Raw genomic sequence first — 19,279 nt, forward strand, 5'->3', positions numbered from 1 at the left:
ACTAAAACAACGGGTTTAGAAGTCACTACCCATGGGCATCGAATGCGACAGATGGCCGTATCGGCAAGGCTGGGCGAAGGAACTTGCCTAAAGGTGAGTGATAACGCCTATTTTAGCTGCCTTTTTAGCCACATTTTAGCCACCTTGGCTGCCTGTGCCCGTTTGATACGCTGCGCGCACCCCAAAGGTTTTATTTGTCCGACACAATGGCATCCAGCCGGGCGATACAGGCCACAAATTCGCCCAATAGCGGATTTTGATCGGCGGATTGCGCCGGCACACCCCCAATGTATACCTCGGCCATGGCGGCAATGTGACTGCCGGCAAAAACGCCCAGCGGCGCGGGCTGCCGGCACAGGCTCGCAAGCTTTGGGATGCACACAAATTGCAGCCACTCGGGAAAGCTCAGGGTATCTACACAAAAGGGTTCGCAGCTTTGCAGGGCCTCAGGTGAGGGTGGCTGGGCCGCCCAGATCCCGAGCGCGCCCATCAGCTGTTCAAGCTCGGCCAGCAATTCGGCCAGAGCCGCTTTGCGGGCGTTCACTAGCGGCCGCCCAGCTCGCGCCGAAACGGTGGCAGGGAGTTCAAAATGGCCTTGCCGTAACGGCGGGTGAGCAGGCGGTTATCCAGCAGGGTAATCACGCCGCTGTCTTTTTCGGTGCGCAATAAACGGCCACAGGCCTGCACCAGTTTGAGCGAGGCATCGGGCACGGTAATTTCCATGAAGGGATTGCCGCCGCGCGCTTCTATCCATTCAGATAACGAGGCCTCTACCGGGTCGTCGGGTACGGCAAAAGGAATTTTGGCGATGATGACGTGCTGGCAATAGCCGCCCGGTAAATCCACCCCCTCGGCAAAGCTTGCCAGGCCAAACAGCACGCTGGCCTCGCCGGCATCGATGCGCTGCTTGTGGGTGGTGAGCATTTCCTGCTTGGATTTATCGCCCTGCATGAGAATGCGCTCGCGCCAGGCCAGCGGCAGGCCGTCGTAGACATCCAACATTTGCCGGCGCGAAGCAAACAGCACCAGCGCTGCATTTTGCGCGCCCAGCAAATCTGGCAGCGCATCTATCATGGCGAGGGTGTGGTTCACGCTGTCGCTGGCATCTTGTGCTGCCTTGGGAATGCGCAGCACCGCCTGATTAAAATCAAAGGGGCTTGGCACCACCGCGTAGTGGGCATCATCCGGGGTGCCTGCGCGCATTTTCAGGCGATCGAATTTGCCCAGCGCCGTGAGCGTGGCCGAGGTCACCACCGCGCCGCAGCAGCGCCGCCACAGGCTGTATTCCAAGGTGCGCGCCGCCAGTATGGGGCTTGAGCAAATTTCGTAATCAATGCTGCCGCCAAAATCCACGAGGGTTATCCAGCGCGCCTTGGGCAGCGCGCCTGCTTGCTCGGGCTCGGCGTAGCTGGCCCAGAGTGCCAGGTTGGCCTCGGCGCGCGATTGCCACAGGCCAATTTGCGGGAACCAGGTTTCCAAGTCCACCTTGGGCACATCGCAGTGGCTGGATTCCAGCGCCTCTTCCACTTCGCGGTTCATTTTGCCCAGCAGCTCCGCCAACCGCTCGAAGGTGTGTTTAAGCTCAAGGCTCACGTCGCGCAGTGCCTCGGGCACCAGGCCCTGCTCGAAGCGGTAGCGCGGCGAACGCTCCGGGTCTTCAATGCGCTCGGCAAGCTGGGTGATCATGGGGTAGGCCAGCTCCAGGTTGCGTTTGACTTCGTGCAGCGCCGAGGGCAACTGCTCGGCAAAGCGGTCGATATTGCCCGCACCGCTGATCTCGCCCAGCATTGCCCCCTGCACCTTGTTGGTTTGCTCTACCCACTTCATGGTGCCGATCAAACGCGAGTGCTCGGCGAAGTGGTTGAGGGCTTTATCGGGCAGGTGGTGGCCTTCATCAAAAATGTACAAGGTATCGGCGGGCTCCGGCAAAATGGCGCCGCCGCCAAGGGCGAGGTCTGCCAGCACCAAATCGTGGTTGGCCACAATCACATCAAAACTGCCGAGCGAATCGCGCGATTTAATAAAGCTGCAAGAGGCCACATTCGAGCAGCGCCGGCCGGTGCACTGGCGGTGATCGGTGGTCACCCGCGACCACACCTGCGGCTCGATTTCATCGTGCCATTCGTCTTTATCGCCGGCCCACTTGTTGGCCGCCAGTGCGTCCATCATGGATTGATAAATGGTAAGTGCCTGCTCATCAATTTGCGGGTATTCATCTTCGTACAGGGCTTGGTCGCTGGCGTTGGCGGCGTCTACATCGGTGAGAATGCGATCGAGTTTGGAAAGGCACAGGTAGCGCCCACGGCCCTTGGCCAGGGCAAAATTGAAGTTGAGCCCCGATTGGCGCTTGAGGTCGGGTAGATCCTTGTAAACAATTTGCTCTTGCAGTGCCACAGTCGCCGTAGACACCACCAATTTTTTACCCAGGGCTTTGGCCACGGGAATGGCGGCCAGCAAATAGGCAACGGTTTTACCTGTGCCTGTGCCCGCCTCTACCACGCAGATGTGCTGTTCACCCACGCGCACGCCTTCGTCATCCAGCGCTATGCCGCCCAAGGTGCGGGCGATTTCGGCAATCATTAACTTTTGCCCGTAGCGGGGCTTGAGTTCACGCGCCTCCAAGAATTGGCTGTAGGCGGTTTGAATGGTTTTTTTCAGATCGGCGTTGAGCGCCATTAGCGGTAGGCCCGTTTTCTATTCATACGTTTAAACACGGCGGGCAAAAAGCGCTTCACGGTTGGCGCGAGTGCACTGATGCCCTTGCCGATAACTATTTCATCGCGCCCGCGCGCAATGGCATGCAAAAATGCCCGCGCGCAGGCCTCGGCGCTCAGGCCGTTGGCGATGCCAGGCTCCATTTTACCGAGCGGCTCGCCACTTGCGGTGAGCGAATTGACCGAGATCTGGGTGTGCACCCAGCCAGGGCATGCCACGGTAACCTGCAATTTGCCGTGCATTTCTGCCCGCAGGCTCTCCATAAAACCCATCAGCGCATGTTTGGAGGCGCTGTAGGCCGAGCGCCCCTGTGAGCCCACAAGGCCAGACACGCTCGCCACCGTAGCCACCACGCCATGGCTTGCGGCCACAAGCTTGGGCATCAGCGCCTTGGTCATGGCCACCGAGCCTAAGTAGTTCACTTCCATCACGCGCCTGTCTACGGCAAATGCCGTTTCATCGGCGCGCCCGCGCTGGGAAATGCCGCCATTATTGATGAGGATATCCACCTCACACCCGGCAGCCGCCGCACGCACCTGTTCAAACAGCGCCTCGGGTTGCGCCAAATCCAGCACCAGCACGCGGTGATGCTCTGCATTGGGCAACTGTTCGCGCAGTGCATTGAGTACCGATTCGCGCCGGGCGCACAAGGTTAAATAGGCACCGCGCGCGGCCAGCTCGCGCGCCAGCGCCTCGCCAATACCCGATGATGCGCCGGTAATCCAAACATGTTTGTTACTGAAAAAGTCCGCCATGGGAGCTCCTTGCTGTTTCGCCCATCCCTAGGTCAGGCGCGAGTGGTTAATCCGTGAATACTGGTGCGCGAGTGTAACCCGTGCGCGCCGGGCTGGCACCTAAATGGGCCAGTTACAACGGCTTGGGCTGCCAGTGATCTACACTCTATTTAGATATATAACAGCCAACTAATATTACAACCAACGGCACCTGCCCCATGATCAAACAGGAAAAACGCCAGCTTTTGATATTGGCCATTGTTGCAGTGGCGCTAATCACGCTGGCAAGCCTGCTCACCCTGCTGGCCAACGAGCACCTGAAATCCCGCGAGCGCGACAAAAGCGCCACCAAGCGCGCGCTGGGCGTGGTGACCTCGCGCGCCAAGTTCGATGCCTTTGCCGGTGCCGAGCTTTGCCGCGAGGCCATTCGCAGCCAGGTGCCGGGCAAAATCATTACCCTGCACATGGATTCGCGCTCGGCGCGCTACGATGAATTTGAAAAAACCAACACGCTGCTGTTTGTGGTAGATGCCGTGCCCGAGGGCCAGAATTTCCTCAGCGAGCATGCCTCCACCAAGGCGCTGCACGCCCAGTGCATCACCTCGGCCGAAGACAACCGGCTGGTAAACCTGATAGTGGCACCCGCCGATGGCAGCTAGTGGTCTGCGAGTTTGGCACTCACGGGATTGGCGTAAATACCCAACAGCAAATCGCGCTGTTCATCATTCAGGCCTGCCACGCGGCGCTCAAGCTCGGCTTGCTCGGCCGGGTAATCTTGTGGGTTAAAGGGCGTGTTGTCTTCCCCTACCCCCACCTTGGGCACGCGCCCGGTGAGCATCTGGAAGGCCAGGCAATTGCTGGGGAACAACACATAGTTGCTGAGCACCTGGCGATCGATTTCCTGGGCGACTTCATCGGTGCCGTTAAACTCGCCTTTGATCACTTCGCCAAAGCTTAAGTGAATGCGGCCTTTGTAGCCGTTGATGCCAGCGGCAATGCTGGCTACATCTTCGTGTTCGCCCTTTTGGTAGCTGCCCTCTGTTTTCAGCAGGTACAGCTCGCGGCTCTTGGCCAGATCGCATGGATCCCACTCGTAGGAAATAGACACAGGCACAATGTTCAGCTCGCCAATGTACTCGCCCAATGGCTGGGTTTTGGGTTTGCTCAGGGCAAACATGCCCACCACTGCCGAGTTGGTTTTATCGCGCCCGTCTTTGGCGCGCCCCTCACGCTGGGCCACCCACACGTTGGATTTTTCATCGCACAGGGCGTGGTGAATATACGACGATAAATACTTGGCGGCCTTGAGCTTTTCACGCGGCGCCTTGGCACTGCGGTTTACGATGAAGCTCTTGTTCAGGCGCATCAAATCAGACACATAGGGCTTGGTGAGCAGGTTGTCGCCAATGGCGATTTGCAGTGTCTGGAATTCATTTTGGTAGAGCACATAGTTCACCATGGCCGGGTCCATGGCGATATCTCTGTGATTGCTCACAAACAGGTAGGCCTGGTTGCGCGCAAGGCCCTCAAGGCCACTTGCGGTAACGCCGCGGGCTTTTTCATCAAGCATGGCGCGCAGGTAGCGCGATACCAACTCCTGCAGGCCATCCACACTGTTGATGCCGGCAAGCTGGGATTTAAGCTTCATGGCCACCAGCGGACGCAGGGCCCAGGGCGCCAGTTTATTGAGCGTGGGGAACTTCAATGCCGCCACCGCGGTGTGTAGCTCTGGGTCTTTTACGATGCGGGCCAGTACAGGGGCTACTTCATCGTCGCGGTAGGGGCGGATATCGTCGAAATCGGTCATGGGCAGAGTGTCTTGGGTTCGGGATTAGGCGCGCTTTGGATTATAGTAGGCCCGCCTTTGAGGCTGGCCCTGCGGCCCTCGCCGTCCAGTTGGCGAAAAGCTGGCAAAAATACCGAAAAAGGAACAGAAATGCTACCCAATGCCTGCCCCTGTGGCTCGGCCAATGCCTACGCCCAATGCTGCGCGCCCCTGCACCAGGGGGCGCCTGCCGCCACCCCCGAGGCGCTGATGCGCTCGCGCTTTAGTGCCCACGCCCTGGGGCTTTTGGATTACATACTGGCAAGTTGGGCGAGTGAGGCACGCGCGGCCATAGACACGGGCGCACTCAGCCAGTGGCTGGGCGAGGCGCAGTTTGGCCAATTGCGGGTACTTGGTGCCCAGCAAGACTGGGTAGAGTTTGAATGCTGGTACCTGCAGGCAGGCCAATTACACAGCCTGCACGACCGCTCGTTTTTTATTCAGGAAGACGGCCACTGGCGCTACGCAGCAAGCGACGCGCCACGCCTTAAGGCCACACAAATCGGGCGCAACGACCGCTGCCCCTGTGGCAGCCAGAAGAAGTTCAAACAGTGCTGTGCAGGACGCCTGGCGGATTAGCCAGCCGCGATTTGTGATCCACATGAGGCCGGCCACACCTAGCCGTCCGCACCTCGTCGGTCACAACTAGCCGTCCGCAACTAGCCGTCCGCACCTCGTCGGCCACAACTAGCCGTCCGCAACTAGCCGTCCGCACCTCGTCGGCCACAACTAGCCGCACACCTCTTGTACCGCCTCGGCCAGCGCGCCTATGGCATCTTCAAGCTGCTCGTCACACAGGTAGGGCGCAGGGCCCATGCGTAGCCACTGCTTCCTGAAATCTGTGTGCACACCGCGATCACGCATGGCTTCGCTTAACTGTTGTGCGTGGGGGGAGTTAAACGAAAGGAAGCCGCCCATGTACTCAACGGCGGTAGAAAGCGCAATCTGTTCAGGCGCAAAGCAGGCATCGGTAAAACATTTGGCAAGGTGGGCCAGCTGGTGGTGATGCACTTCATCCAGAAACTCGGGCGTAAGATTGCGGCTGGCAAAGAAATCGAACACATGGGCTGCGCGAAATACCGGCAGCATATCCTGGCTTGAACCCCCAAAGCGCACGGCGCCATCGGCATAGGCCAGGGGTGTTTGGGCGGGGCTGTCTACCACCGGGTCGTACTCGCCAAACCAACCCGTCACCACCGGCCGGAAATCCCGCCCGGGCGGGACATGCATGAACGCAATGCCGCTGCCCATCTGGCAATATTTGGCGCCGCCGCCCACCACAAAGGCCTGCTCCAGGTTGTAGTCGGCCACCGAAAAAGACAGCACGTTAATGGAGTGATAGGCATCCACAAACAGCTCTACCCCTTCGGCTGCACATAGGGGCATGAGGGTGTCTAACTCCAGGCTTTGGTGGCCGGTTTCAAAATTAACTGAAGAGGCGCAAATGGCCGCTGTGCGCCCGTCTATGTGACGCGCCAGCCGCTCCACCAAGGTGCTGGCGGGGTTGGCGGGTTCCAGCACCACCTCTATGCCGGCCTCTGCCAGCCGCGCCAACTGCCGCGCAACCGAAGGGTATTCGGCGTCGCTTGCCACAATTTTCGGGCGCGCTTGCAGGGGCAGCGCCGACAAAAAGCGCACAAACAAATCGTGCACGCTGGTGGCAAGCGCAATGTTGGCAGCTTTTGCCTCTATCAGCCCGGCAAAGCCCGCCCGCACCCGCTCCACCACCGCAAACTCCTCTTCAAAGCGCTCTTCGCCGTAGCGGTTCAGGCAATCCCAGTGTTGGGTATAGGCCAGGGCTGCCACATCGGGAATGGCCTGATGAATGTGACCGGTAAGCATGATGCGCGCGCCCACCGCCGCGTGTTGGTAATCTTGGGCTAGCACATTGGGGGTTTGCATGAGTTGGCTGAGCTCGGGCATTGCCATTCCTTGTAGGGAGTGTTTGTGGGGAGCACCCGGTGAAGAGTCGCTTGAGCCAGTATAGACAAGCGCCTCACACAGGCGCGGCAAGTGCGGTAGAATCCGCAGCCTGATTTTTAGCCCGCCGCAGGAGCCACCATGACCACCAGCCTCGCCGCCTTCTTTGAACACCTGGGTTTGCAGTGGCGCCTGCTCGATTGTGGCACCCGCCTGCAGCCCATCGCGCGCGAGCGCTTTGCCCAAATAGAAGACGCCCAAGTGCCCTACCCGCACCCCTACCTGGGCCAGGCGCACATGGCATTTGTGTTGTGGGCGGCAGACAGGGTGCAATCGCCCAATATCTGGTGGTTTAAGTTGCCCCTTGACGAACAGGGCAAGCTGGCACTGGCCGAGCGCGACGGCCTGTTGGCCCAGCTCACCCAGGCACTGGGCCGGAGCCTGGCCGCGGCCGAAGCGGGCGAGCAGGTAAATGGCCTGCTGGAAGGTAACAGCTATGTGTGGGAGCCCGCCGAAGCCCAGCAGGCGACACTGCATGCACGCCTGACCGCCCAGCTGAAATTACCCCCCAGCCAGTTCTACGCAGAAGCCGCCCAGTACATTCGCCAAGGCCCCTGGGATTACTGGCAGGCACTGGGGCTGCAAGGCCTGGCCGATGTTGTGTGCCGCGCCGGTAAAGACAATCTCGACGGCGCCCTTAACAAGGCCATAGCCGGAGTACCCACCCCGGTTTTTCTGAGTTTGGCGCAGTTGCTGGAGCACCAAGCCATCGACGTTGCAACCTGTGAGGCCATTGCCACACGGCTGCAGGGGGCGTGCACGGAAAACAATGCCGCAGAGATCAACGGCTGCCTGCGGGCACTGGCAGCCAGCGAATCCGGAGGGTTAGTCAAAGCCGCGCTGGCACAGGCGCTGGAAGTTACCCTGGATGCCGAAGCCCTGGTGACACTCGCCACGCGCCACGGCCAACGCCTGAGTAACGAAAAGCTGGCCCTGCCCTACCTCGAACAGGTGGCCGCGCTGGGGCAGACGGCTTTCAGTCGCATTTTGGCCGAGCTGTTGTTTCAGCCAGGGCAGCGGCCCCATTGGCTTGCGGCCTTTCGCAACCCCGAGCGATCAGATCGGCTAGGCGCAGCCATTGGCGGGCTGCTTGGCGGCGTCCATTGAAGATTCCCGGGCGCCGGTGCTTTCTGCAGTAGAGGCAACAGCGGCCCGGCGAGCCCCCGCGTGGTCCAGCAACAACGCCGGCCCGCTGGCCAGAGCCAAAGCCACAATCAACGCAACCACCGCAACCCAAAGCATGGCTTCATAAGCCAAGGCAGACGCCCCGGCATCCCCCGCCATTTGCGCCGTCATCTAGTTACTGCCATAAAGGGTGACATACGCCGTGCCCCAGCCGCTGAAACTCCAGCCATTGGCATTGGCGTCTTGAAAATCTTCGTTAAACAGGGTGTCGGCAGCACTGGGCAGTGCCATAACCGCCCATAAAACACTAGTGCCGAACCACTGGCTGAAACATCGCATGTTCACCTCGCGTTGCGCCCAAGCGCCGTTGTTATAAGTAATACAACACCGGCAGGCTACGCGGCCATGAACTGAAAAATTAGCGCCAGTTGCCCGCTATTCATGGGGCCAGAAAACACTTTCAGGTATACACGCGCAAAGCGGAGATGAGCGCCAGGCGACGCAGGTGGAAAACCTGGCAAAGATTCAACTCACTATAGGCAAGCATAAAAGGCGAAAAATAAATACCGCACTGTGCGCCAATAGCAATATTACTCCCAACTCACCCGATGAAACTGATGGCAAGTGGCGCATTGCTGCAGTGGTTCGGGGGCCTTTTGATTGTGGCAACTCTGGCACTGGCGGCGCTCGGGCAAGAGCACATCGTCTGCCTGCTCTGAGGTTTTGGCGGCGTGGCAATCAGCGCAGGCCAGGCGCCCTTCGTGGCGCTTGTGGGAGAAGCGTGCATTGAGTGTGGGCATGGCCAAACGCCAGCGGGCGGTGGCCTGCTGTAAGGCAGTGGGTTCCAGTGAGGTGAGTTTTACTCTATGGCACTGCTGGCAGGTGTCACCGTTGGTAAGCGCAAGTGCGGCATCAATGGGGGCATCTACTTCGGTTTGAAACTGCAATAACACCGCCGCCAGATTGCCGTGCACCCAGGGCTCGCGTTTGCCTTCGCGATCCAGGCGGTGGCAATCGGCGCAGTGTTCGGTAAAGGTGACGGGCTTAAAACCCGCGCCATTGGGCGTGTGGCAATCGGCACAGGCGAGCGCGGCCTTGCCTTCAACCAGATCAGCGGCCATGTGGTGCTTGTGGTTGAAATTCAAATTGCCCGGTGGCACGCGGGGGTTGAACTCGGGATGTTGGCCATCAAAGTGCTGAAAGGCGTGCAGGTTATGTTGGGTACCGGCAGTGAGTACTGCGCGCACTGTGTCCATATCGTTATGGCATTGGCTACACAGGCGCGCATCGGCATTGATCAAATTACCCGGTTCGTTGTGTTCTTTGTGGCAGGTAACACACAGCGGATGATCTGCGGTTTTTTCACGGGAGAAATGCCGCTCCATGGTGTGGCAAGCAAAACAGGGCTCATTGGGAATGGGGCTTTTATCCGCCACATGGCAATCGGCGCAGGCCACGGAAACGGCGCTGTGGGCTGCATGCAGAGGCCCCGAAGACAACCATTGCTCGAGCGCCAGGCCATGGGTGCGCGCCTGGCTGCCCTGTTCACGATCGTGCGGTGCGGGCAGCTTGGTTGCGAAATCCGGCACCCAAAACGGCAGGCTTAGCAACGCGATCAAAAACACCAGCAGTAAACTGTAAAACGCACCACGGCCCTGCCCGCCCGTGGCATCGGGGCCTTGCATGGCCGCCGGTTGCACACCGTATTCACCTTGCAGGCGAAACTTCAAAATGCCGGTATCGATGCCTGTGTAGGTGAGTGTTTGGGTGGCCGAAAGTGAAAGTACATCGCCCGGGTGTAACTGCGCACGGGTTACGCATTTGCCGTTAACCTCAAGCCCGCTTGGGGCATCAAGGTTTGGATCGCTATCGCCAAAGGCGATGGTGGCCGGTGCCGAAAGGGGTGCACGCACCTGTGCATGGGCGACATCACCTAGCAGCAGGTGATCAGATTCCACCAATAGCTGATAGCTGCGTTGGGCTTCAATTACCTCCAGTAAACAACTGCGGGCCATAAATTATGCGTATCCGAACTCATCCGTTAGGTTGGAACCAGTGCGGGCAATTGCCCTTTGAGAGTCTAGTAGATTAGAACCACCACCACATGCACTACCAATAGCGCGCTAAAAGCCACAGACAACACCAGATGCCAGCGCAACCAATGGCCGAGCACGGCCTCCAGCAAGCGGCTTTTACGAATAGTGGCCAACAGCTGCTGGCGGCGCGCAAGCAGAGGTTGCAGGGCTGCACCGCCGGGCTCGTTAAACAGCAACTGGGCCAGGCGCGTTTGTTGGGGATTGGGCGCCCACACGTAGCCCTGTGGCGAAGGCACCAGCAGGTGCGAGCGATCGCGCCCGCGCGCGCAATCTAAAAAACCGCGGGGCAACCAGGTGTGCAGCAAGGCGCTGTCTAAGGAAATACCGGCCTGATCGGATAACTCCCAGGCGGCGGCTTTGATTTGTTGATCCAGCTCCATTAACGCGCCCAAAAGCGCATCTGTGCCCATGCCGCTGTTGAGCTGGCGCAGCTGGCCTGGGTGTACGGCATACACATAAACCCCAAACAGGCCAGACACACACACCGCGCTTAACAGGCTAAGCAGCACGCCATGCAGGCTCCAGCCCCACTGAAAACCACTGTGTAACAACGAGATTGGAATAATCGCCATGCCCGCCCACAGGTGCATGGAAAGCCAGGCCTGCTGAGAGCCGAGTTTGTCTATCCACCAGCGGCGCTTGGCCCCCAACAGCAACAAAAAAACCGCCAACAGCGCCACCAATGTGCCCAAGCTATAGCCGAGCCAGGTGTCGCCGTTGGGCGGATCTATGGGGTTGTGCCACACGTACAGCAAGGTGCAGCTGATCAGCAGCACCGCCAGCACGCGCGCGTAGCGAAAGCCCTGATACTGCCAAAGTTTGATCATGAAAGTGCAATCACCTCAATCAGTTCTGTGGGGGTTACCCGGCGCGCGGCACCCGTTGGGCAGGCGCTCACACAGGCTGGCCCCTCGGCCCGGCCCGCGCAGCCATCGCACTTGGCAGCCTTGGGTGTGCGGGCGTCGGTGCGGGCACCAAATAAATTCATCCACTTAGGTTTAGCAGCTTTTGGCTCGGGCAGCGTAATGGCGCCATAGGGGCACAGCGCCACACAGTTGCCGCAACCAATGCAGCGATCGGTAATTTGCACTGTGCCATCGGGCGCGCGCACCAGCGCATCGGCCGGGCAATCGCTCATGCAGTGGGCCTGCTCACAATGGCGGCAGCTGGCGGGCAGGTGCACATTGGCAAACACGCTGCCACCCTGGCGATTCACCCGCGATACACCGCCGTGCGTGGCGGCACAGGCGGTTTCACAGTTATCGCAGCCCACGCAGCTGTCTTTATCAATAGCCAGTACATTTTTGGTGTTGCCCAAATTTTCCGCGCGGAAAAACTGCACAACCGCCTGCTTTACCTTGGCCTTTTCTGTGGCGATATCCATTTGCCGTGCACGCACGGGCAAAGTCGGATCGTGCGCGAGCAAGGCTTGCAATAGGCCCCGATCTAAGGCCAACACCAGGCTTTCGGCCTGCAGGTTTTTAACTTTAGGCGCAGGTGCGTTTTCCAGCGCTTCGGTGAGGCCTAAAAAGCTGCCGGCACCAAAAAGTGAAATTTTATCGCCTTTGATTTGTTTTACGGAGCCTGTCACCAAAAACAGGGCGGCATCTGAATGTTGAAAGGCCACAGCCTCGGGCGCCAGGGTGTGCACCTGGGCACGGGCCAGCAAAACCGACAACAGTTTGGCGGGCACCTTGGGTGCCAAGCGCAGGGTCATGAGCCTGCGCAAATAAATATTTAACAAGGCGTGTAAAAACGCGGGCGATTCCTGCCAGGCGGCTACCAGCGATGCGCGACTAAAAGAGATCACCAGACTTTTCTTGGCTGCCCGCACCGTTTGCGTGGCAGGCCCGTGGGAAAGCAGCGAGAATTCACCGGCAATGGCACCGGCCGATAAATCGGCAACGGGCGCATGGGGTTCGCCTACGCGTGCGCCACCTTCAACAATCCAGTGCAGGCTGTTTACGTGCTCGCCCTGGGCCACAATTTTCTGGCCGGCAAACATTTGTCGCACGCTTGCCTTTTCAAGTAGCCGCAAGCGCGCCCTTGGCGTTAATTTTTTAAACAGCGCATCACAACCCAGGCGCTGCTGAATGGTTTCGGCAGTCATCTCGGCGCGGTTGGCTTTAAGCTGTGAGCTGAGCGCACCCAACTGCAACAACGCAGCCGGCTGGCCAGCCAGGTGCTCAATCACTTCATAGCCCTGGTTGATGCCGGGCTTGATGAGTGACTCACCCGACAGCGCGCCAATCACATACAGGCCGGGCACACTGCTTTGGTTGTACTCATCCAATAGCGGGTGCTGTGCGCGCGGGCTTGCAAAATCCAGCTGAAATTTTTCCAGCATGGGGCGCGGCGACAAGGTGCCAATGCGCACTAAAATATGGTCTACCACGCGCTTTTGGGTGGCGTTATCCACGGTGAGAGTAGCGGCAATACCGGCCTCGGTAGATGCCACCGCCTGAATGCCCGCTTGCTCCAGACAATGCACCTGGCCTTGCATCAATGCGCGGCCAAAGGCCTGCCGGTTGGCGAGCTTGGCGCGCGGGAAACCGCTGCCGCGGTTAAGCAGAACCACGTGATTGTGTTTGGCCAACAGCAAGGCATCTTCAAGCGCGGAATCACCGGCGCCCACCACCAGCAGGCGTTTGTTTTTAAAACCTTCGGCCGGCACCTGGTAGTGCACTTTTACACCCGCCGCCCCTTCGGCTTGCAGTGGCCGCGGCTGACGCGTGCCGTAGGCCAGCACAACATTGCGTGCGCTGTATTGCTCGCCGCCGGCGGTGCCCACTGTAAACCGGCCTTTGCTGCCGGTTATGCTGGCAAGCGGGCGCTGGTAGTGAATGTCTAGCGCTTCACTGGAGGCATCCCAGCTGGCCAGCAGGGCTTCACGGGCATCGGCCTCAAAGGGCAGGCGCGCACGCAAGGTAACCTGGTCTGGCTCTGCCATCACCCATTTACCTTGGGTAAATTCACGCACGGTATTGGCAATGGCCGCGCCCGCTTCCAGCACCAGGCAGCTTAAGCCCCGGTGTTTGGCTTGCAAGGCTGCAGATAAGCCGGCCGGGCCCGCACCTACAATAATTACGTCGTACATTTTCATAATTTCAGGCGTAAAAAGTTCTAGGCCGCGCACGCGCGGCGTGAATTCAATGTGGCCCGCGCTGCAGGCCCTGGGAGTTGCCACAAGGTGGCTAAGGGTTTGGTGCAGGCCTAGTTCACGTTGGTGAAAATGCCTGGAATACTGCTGGCGCCATAGGGCACGCTGATGCCCGCAGCCTGGCCGATCGTCGTCCAGACGCGCTGCATGTCTACGGCCTTGCCCATGCGCCAGTGGCTGCGCTCGCCTTGGTCGTACAAATCTTTTACGCGCCCGCCCTGGTGCTTTAACAAACCAGAAGCGCCACCAATTAATGTGACGGGCACATCTTGCATATGCTCGGGTGCGCCATCGGCCATTTCGGAGGTAAATACCACCAGCGTGTGGGCCAGCAGGCTGTCTGTGGGCACATCCGGGTCTGGCATGGCATTTAATTTATCCAGCAGGTATTTCACTTGCTGCACGTACCAGGCGCGCGAGTCGCGCCACTCGGTTACGCTGCCGTAGCGGTGTGCACAATCGTGCGGGTTGCGCGTGGCCGATACAGATTTAATGGCCACCGGATCTGCACTGCGGCCAATCTGCAAAGTGGCCACGCGGGTGCTGCCGCACGATAAGGCGCTCGCCACAATGTTGGAGTGCGCGCGGGTCACTTCATCGCGGTAATCAGCCGAAGTGCTCACAAGGCCCGCCGCCGGTTCTGCATCGCCCGGCGTGCAGCCGCCGGCCACAGGTACAGAGGCATTGAGATCGGTAACTACTTGTTCAATGGCATCCAGGTGGGTGTCTAGCTTGGCGCGCTCAGAACCGCCAAGGTTTGCCCGCAATTGCTGAATGCGGCTGTTGGCGTTATCGAACAAATGCGCGCGGCTTTGGGGCTGGCTGCCCCCCCCCATGCCACCGGCACCGCTGCCGTACACCTGCTCGAATAACTGGTAGGGATTAATTTCCGGCACGATCATCGCGTTGCCATCGTAAGACACGTTCCAGGCGGCGCCCACGGTGGCGTGCGGGCCGGAATACAAACGCTTCATCAAGGCATTGGTGCCGCGCAGTTTGTCGCCCAGCAACAAGTCGATAGAGGTTTTGCTGGCGTTGGTATCGCGCAGGATGGTGGTCCAGGCGTTGTGGCCACCGGTGCCGGAACCCACAATCAACCCCTTTAAAAACAGCGATTGGTTTTTGTAGGCAGCCAGGTGCTTGGACATTTCATTGAGCTGGAAATTGCCCGTATCTTTTAGCCCGCCGGTTTCGGGGAACCACAGGCCCTTGTTGTAGCCGCCGTAGGCATCTACGCCGAAGCCATCGGGGATCACCGCAAAAACCACTTTTAATTTTGCACTGCCCTGGGCCAGCGCCATGCGTGCAAAGCCACCCATAGAGAGCGGTGCAGCAACGCCTGTGGCTAACAAAGATTGTAAAAATCGACGACGGTTCATGGCAATTTCCTGAGCATTTTCTGAGAGCTACAGAGTACCGTTTACCGGCAAGAAAACTATTGGCCGGACGGCCTAGGCCGTCCGGCTAAAAGGATTACCGATCGACGCGGTAAAGGAATGACGTGGAGCTTAGGCTGGCTTTTACCATGTCTTTAACGCTGCCGGTCACCACAAAGGCTTCGGCCTGGGCTTTGGCATCGGCTGCTACACCGCTGTCTGGGCGGTAGCCGTGGCTGTAGCGGTAGTAGCTATCGGCAAAGCAGCTGCGCGCCTCACTACTGCTGGCCAGGAACTGGGTGAGTTCGCGCCCGTTGTTAAAGTAGGTAAGCTCTGTTTGGCCGCTGTTGTCGCGCAAAATACCTGCCGCATTGATGGCCAGCGCCACGCTCGGCTGATTGTACGCAGGCTCCGAATCGCGCCAACGGCCGGTTTGGTCGAAGTTTTCAAAGGCGCTGCCCGGCTCGTTCATGAGCTTGTGGCACTGCCAGCACTGGCCATTGGAGGCATCGGGCCCGGTGATCACATTCCAGCGCTCGCGGGTGGTGATTGCATGATCTGGCATCTCGATGGTTGACGGATCAATACCCACGGGCACACCCATGTCGTGGCACAAGAGGTTTTCACGGATCATCTTGCCGCGCTTAACGAGCGAGGTGGCCGCAAAATCCGAGTTCATCACCTGGGTGTAGCCTTGGTGCAACAGGCCGCCACGGCGGTCATCTGTAGCGACCTTCACAAGGCTTGCACCACTCACACCGCTGATGCCGTAATGGTTGGCAAGGGTTGCGTTCACAAAGGTGTAGCCGGGGTTCAGCAGTTCATCGAACTTGCCCGTACCTGCGCTCAACCAGTGCTTGATGGCCGCACGCTGTTCTTGCTGCATGGCACTGATCACCGCACCTGAGAGATTGGTTTTCTCAGATGCCAAGCCATCGGTGTGGGTGTAGTAGCGCACGAAATCCACAAAGTTTTCCGCAAAGCGGGCATCGCCCAACATGGCGTTGATCTGGTTGGCCACCGCCTCCTGGGTGGTGAGCGAGCTTGCCGCAGCCAACAGGCTGGCATCGGGTGTGGTGCCAAACAGCTGGAAGCTTAAGGCGCTGGCCACTTCGTAGCCGGTGAGCTTGTAGGCTTCTTTTTCGGCATCCCAGCTACCCAGCTCGGTGCGGTACAGGAAATCGGGTGCCATCAACAGGCTCGCCAGTAAATCGCGGGCGCCGTAGGTGGTGTTGAACGACTTCAATGTACTCTGTTCCTGGCTGGTCAGCGCCCGTCGCCACACCTTGGAGGCCACGCTCACCACCTGGCTGTCGGTACAGCTATCGGCAGTACAACCGAGCTTGGTGAGATTGGCATTGGCGGCAATAGATTCTGCCAGGCTCAGGTAAAGGCTGGCCGCACTGTGGTTAACCACACCCTTTTCCGCTTGGGTTGGGTATTTGAAGTTGTCGTCGTGGAACGCCTTGGGCAGCTGGGCATCAGCCAGTTGCACACCGGTGAGATCTGCCACGGCGTTGCGGAACTGCCACGGGGTGAGCAGGCGCAGGCCACGCACACCGCGGTCGGCAGTGATGGTTTGCTGCTGGCCGTAGAGGTTTTCAGTAATGTAAGCCGCCACGTGAACCGCACAATCGCCGGTACAGTTGGCTGCATTGCCCAGCGGCATGCTGGCATCAATGTAAGCGGCCAGTGCCTGCTGGCTCATGGGGGCAGTCACAATGCTCTTGCCCGTGTTGCCATCGGCACCGTGACAGTTGGCACAGCCCTGTTCGCTGTAGTACTGGGCACCCAGCATGGCATCGGGCGTGGTGGTGCCGCCGGAAGAGCCGCCAGATGAGCCGCCAGAGGTATCGCCACCGGACGAACCGCCAGAGCTGTCGCCACCGGATGAGCCACCTGTTGATCCACCTGTTGAACCACCAGAGGTATCACCACCCGACGAGCCGTCAGAGTCGCCGTCATCGCCGCCAGACATAGGGTAGAGGTTATCTACCACGTAGCGGGCAATGGTGCTGGCACAATCGCCCACACAGCTGGAGGCCTTGCCGTAGGGCATGTTCAGCTCAATGTAGTTGGCCAGGTTATCGAAGCCGCGCGGGTTTTCAATGATGGAAACCAGCTCGTCGCCTTTGGCGCCATGGCAGGCGGCGCATTCTTTTTCCACAAATAGGGCGGCGCCATCAAGCGGGGTTGGCTCTACATCCACCATGCCCAGCTGATTGGCAGTGATTTCAATTTGGGCGGCCGGTGAGGCCTCAGACACGCGGCTGCCATTAATGGCCACTACGCGCAGCGCCAGCTTTTGCGCGCTGTCTATCTCCCACTGGTGCTCTTGGGTATTGGCCGCAAGCTGGGCCAGGTTCGACCAGGCACCGCCATCGCGCTGCTGCTGAACCAGGTAGCCTGTTTCGTTTTGCGCCATGTCGGCCCACTTGAGGGTCAGACGCTTTTGCGCTTGGGCAAACTGCACTTGCAGCGCCAGTGGCTGCTGGGGTGCGGCCTCCCAGGCGGGGCGGCTCTCTTGTTGCCTGGCCCACTGGGTATCCAGGTACACAGGTACACTCTCGCCAACACTGGTGAGGCTCGCCAGGTTGCGCAGGGCCTCAATGCCTTCGGCCATGGCGAAGTCGGCCGCGCGCACCACAATGGGCGACTGGCTGAAAATACGCAGGCGATCGTTGGCTGCGCGCCACAGGGTCAGCTCGGCTTGCACGGTTTTGTGCACGCCGTGCAGGCTCAGGCTTGCGCTAACGGTTTGGCGGGCAAGCTCGCCCACCGCCAATGCTTCGGCAGCAGCCAAGTCTACCTTGGCGTTCAAATACAGCTTGGGCAGCCAATTGTATTCAAACAGCACATCGCGCATTCGCTGATCGCGCAGCTCGATGCCGGTAGACACACTGGCCAAAGGGATTTCAAAGCGCAGGTTACCGCTGGCATCCAGATCTGCACGCATTTCGGTAAATTGCTGCACCTCGGCCACGTGCTCTTTCTTGTAGGTCACAAACCGCAGCGAAGAAGCCGCCGGTGTTAAGGTCCAGGCCGTGGTCACGCTGCCATCGGGCGTAGGCGTAGGTGTTGGCGTCGGCGTGGGCGTGGGCGTGGGCGTCGGCGTTGGCGTCGGCGTTGGCGTCGGCGTTGGCGTCGGCGTGGGCGTGGGCGTCGGCGTGGGCGTCGGGGTCGGGGTCGGGGTCGGGGTCGGCGTGCCGGTATTGGCACAGGCACCCAGGCTCTTCCAGGCATCTTGCCAGGCCAGACCATTGCCGGGCTCGTAGTAGAGTGCTGAATTCGAGGAACACCAGCCGCCTACGGTACATTCGTAGGCGTCACCCAGGTTTTTAACCTGCGTGCCCGCGGCATAGCTTGTGCCCGCCTTATAGGCCGGCAAATTAGTACAATCGGCACCATAGGCACCGGCAGACAGGGCGCTGGCGAGCAGGGCCACAGATACTATACGTTTCATTAGCGCACCTCCTCGTTGCGAACAAATACCAGTTGCACATCCACAGGCACGGTGGCGCCAATGGAGGTTAAGCCAGCGAGTGCTTTCAGCTCGTCTATGCCGGCCTGCAATTCAAACGCTGTGGCATCCAGCAACAGGGGCGCCCGTGTGCGCACCAGCAGGCGATCTGCGGCTATTTTCGCCAGCAATACATCAGCGTTCAGGGTTTGCTGTACGCCGTGTAAAACCACATCTATAGCCACCGTGAGCGGCTTTTCGCTGCCCACAGCCAAAGACTCAATCAACGCGGGATCTACCCGGGTAAACACTTCAGCCACGGGAAAGCGCGCCACTTCAAACAGCAAGTCGCGCAGGCGTTGATCGCGGGTGCCGTTGGCGGTATCAACCGAGCCCAGCTCTACCTGAAATTCGCCGCTGCCATCGCTGTAGATGGCACCGTTCAACATGGTGAAACGCCCTACTTCAGCCACATGCAGCTTTTTGGTCATCACAAAATTCAGCAGCGACTGGTTAGACTGCAGCGACCACTGCTGGGTTTTGGCATCAACCGGGTCATCGCCACCGGTAGGCGTGTCGCCGCCGTCTGTGGGCGTATCGTCGCCGTCAGTGGGGTTGTCTGTCTGGTCGCCACTGCCGGTATCAGGGGTTTGGGTTGCCGGAGTATCGGTGGAGCCAGACTCGGAACCGCCGCCACCACCGCCACAAGCGGTTAGCAGGCCGGCAATAAACAGCATTGCGAAGAATTTTGGGCTAATAGTAAACACGGGACATGCCTCTGGTAATTTCGAAGGCTAGCTTAGAGAAA

General features: G+C 59.4%; 15 protein-coding genes. 3 read left to right on the plus strand and 12 right to left on the minus strand.

Annotation, left to right across the window (positions count from 1 at the left end; translation table 11 throughout):
- Positions 1–190 precede the first annotated feature (190 nt).
- From L1F30_RS11675 to L1F30_RS11685, 3 genes are read right to left on the minus strand one after another with little or no spacing between them, the layout of a single operon-like run.
- The gene (locus L1F30_RS11675; protein WP_253356259.1) at positions 191–544 is read right to left on the minus strand and encodes a YqcC family protein; all 354 of its coding nucleotides are present in this window, start codon (positions 542–544) and stop codon (positions 191–193) included.
- Positions 544–2,676, minus strand: coding sequence for an ATP-dependent DNA helicase DinG (gene dinG, locus L1F30_RS11680; RefSeq protein ID WP_253356260.1), 2,133 nt, complete (start codon positions 2,674–2,676; stop codon positions 544–546). The genes L1F30_RS11675 and dinG overlap by 1 nt, the downstream gene beginning before the upstream one ends.
- The gene (locus L1F30_RS11685; RefSeq protein WP_253356261.1) at positions 2,676–3,470 is read right to left on the minus strand and encodes an SDR family oxidoreductase; all 795 of its coding nucleotides are present in this window, start codon (positions 3,468–3,470) and stop codon (positions 2,676–2,678) included. The genes dinG and L1F30_RS11685 overlap by 1 nt, the downstream gene beginning before the upstream one ends.
- 197 nt (positions 3,471–3,667) lie before the next feature.
- On the opposite strand from L1F30_RS11685, the gene L1F30_RS11690 reads away from it, so the two are divergent.
- Positions 3,668–4,108, plus strand: coding sequence for a hypothetical protein (locus L1F30_RS11690; RefSeq protein ID WP_253356262.1), 441 nt, complete (start codon positions 3,668–3,670; stop codon positions 4,106–4,108).
- Here the strand turns inward: L1F30_RS11690 and L1F30_RS11695 are convergent.
- Entirely contained in the window at positions 4,105–5,256 is a 1,152-nt protein-coding gene (locus tag L1F30_RS11695) for a 1-acyl-sn-glycerol-3-phosphate acyltransferase (protein ID WP_253356263.1), read from the minus strand. The two genes, L1F30_RS11690 and L1F30_RS11695, sit on opposite strands and share 4 nt — an antisense overlap.
- A 129-nt stretch (positions 5,257–5,385) precedes the next feature.
- Here L1F30_RS11695 and L1F30_RS11700 point away from each other — a divergent pair, with 129 nt between their 5' ends.
- Entirely contained in the window at positions 5,386–5,853 is a 468-nt protein-coding gene (locus tag L1F30_RS11700) for a YchJ family protein (protein WP_253356264.1), read from the plus strand.
- Positions 5,854–6,003: 150 nt separating this feature from the next.
- On the opposite strand, the gene L1F30_RS11705 is transcribed toward L1F30_RS11700, so the two are convergent.
- Positions 6,004–7,197, minus strand: a complete 1,194-nt coding sequence (locus tag L1F30_RS11705) for a kynureninase (protein WP_253356265.1) — start codon at positions 7,195–7,197, stop codon at positions 6,004–6,006.
- Positions 7,198–7,335: 138 nt separating this feature from the next.
- Between L1F30_RS11705 and L1F30_RS11710 the strand changes: the two genes are divergently transcribed.
- Positions 7,336–8,361 carry a DUF3549 family protein gene (locus L1F30_RS11710; protein ID WP_253356266.1) on the plus strand — a complete coding sequence of 342 codons (1,026 nt, stop codon included), beginning with the start codon at positions 7,336–7,338 and terminating at the stop codon, positions 8,359–8,361.
- Here the strand turns inward: L1F30_RS11710 and L1F30_RS11715 are convergent.
- From L1F30_RS11715 to L1F30_RS11745, 7 genes are all read right to left on the minus strand, one after another.
- Positions 8,320–8,550: a hypothetical protein gene (locus L1F30_RS11715; RefSeq protein ID WP_253356267.1), complete on the minus strand. Its 231-nt coding sequence runs from the start codon at positions 8,548–8,550 to the stop codon at positions 8,320–8,322. The genes L1F30_RS11710 and L1F30_RS11715 overlap by 42 nt on opposite strands.
- Positions 8,551–8,969: 419 nt before the next feature.
- Positions 8,970–10,394, minus strand: a complete 1,425-nt coding sequence (locus L1F30_RS11720) for a cytochrome c3 family protein (protein WP_253356268.1) — start codon at positions 10,392–10,394, stop codon at positions 8,970–8,972.
- A gap of 65 nt (positions 10,395–10,459) precedes the next feature.
- A complete protein-coding gene (locus L1F30_RS11725; protein WP_253356269.1) occupies positions 10,460–11,302 on the minus strand; it encodes a hypothetical protein in 843 nt (280 codons plus the stop codon).
- Positions 11,299–13,578: an NAD(P)-binding domain-containing protein gene (locus L1F30_RS11730; protein ID WP_253356270.1), complete on the minus strand. Its 2,280-nt coding sequence runs from the start codon at positions 13,576–13,578 to the stop codon at positions 11,299–11,301. Before L1F30_RS11730 ends, L1F30_RS11725 begins: the two co-directional genes overlap by 4 nt.
- Positions 13,579–13,688: 110 nt before the next feature.
- Complete coding sequence (locus tag L1F30_RS11735; RefSeq protein ID WP_253356271.1) at positions 13,689–15,014, minus strand: DUF1552 domain-containing protein; 1,326 nt, start codon at positions 15,012–15,014, stop codon at positions 13,689–13,691.
- A 94-nt stretch (positions 15,015–15,108) separates the two neighbouring features.
- Entirely contained in the window at positions 15,109–18,474 is a 3,366-nt protein-coding gene (locus L1F30_RS11740; RefSeq protein WP_253356272.1) for a DUF1588 domain-containing protein, read from the minus strand.
- A complete protein-coding gene (locus L1F30_RS11745; RefSeq protein ID WP_253356273.1) occupies positions 18,474–19,238 on the minus strand; it encodes a YceI family protein in 765 nt (254 codons plus the stop codon). Before L1F30_RS11745 ends, L1F30_RS11740 begins: the two co-directional genes overlap by 1 nt.
- Positions 19,239–19,279 lie beyond the last annotated feature (41 nt).

The sequence above is a fragment of the Simiduia sp. 21SJ11W-1 genome (genome assembly GCF_024138675.1).
GTDB lineage: Bacteria > Pseudomonadota > Gammaproteobacteria > Pseudomonadales > Cellvibrionaceae > Simiduia.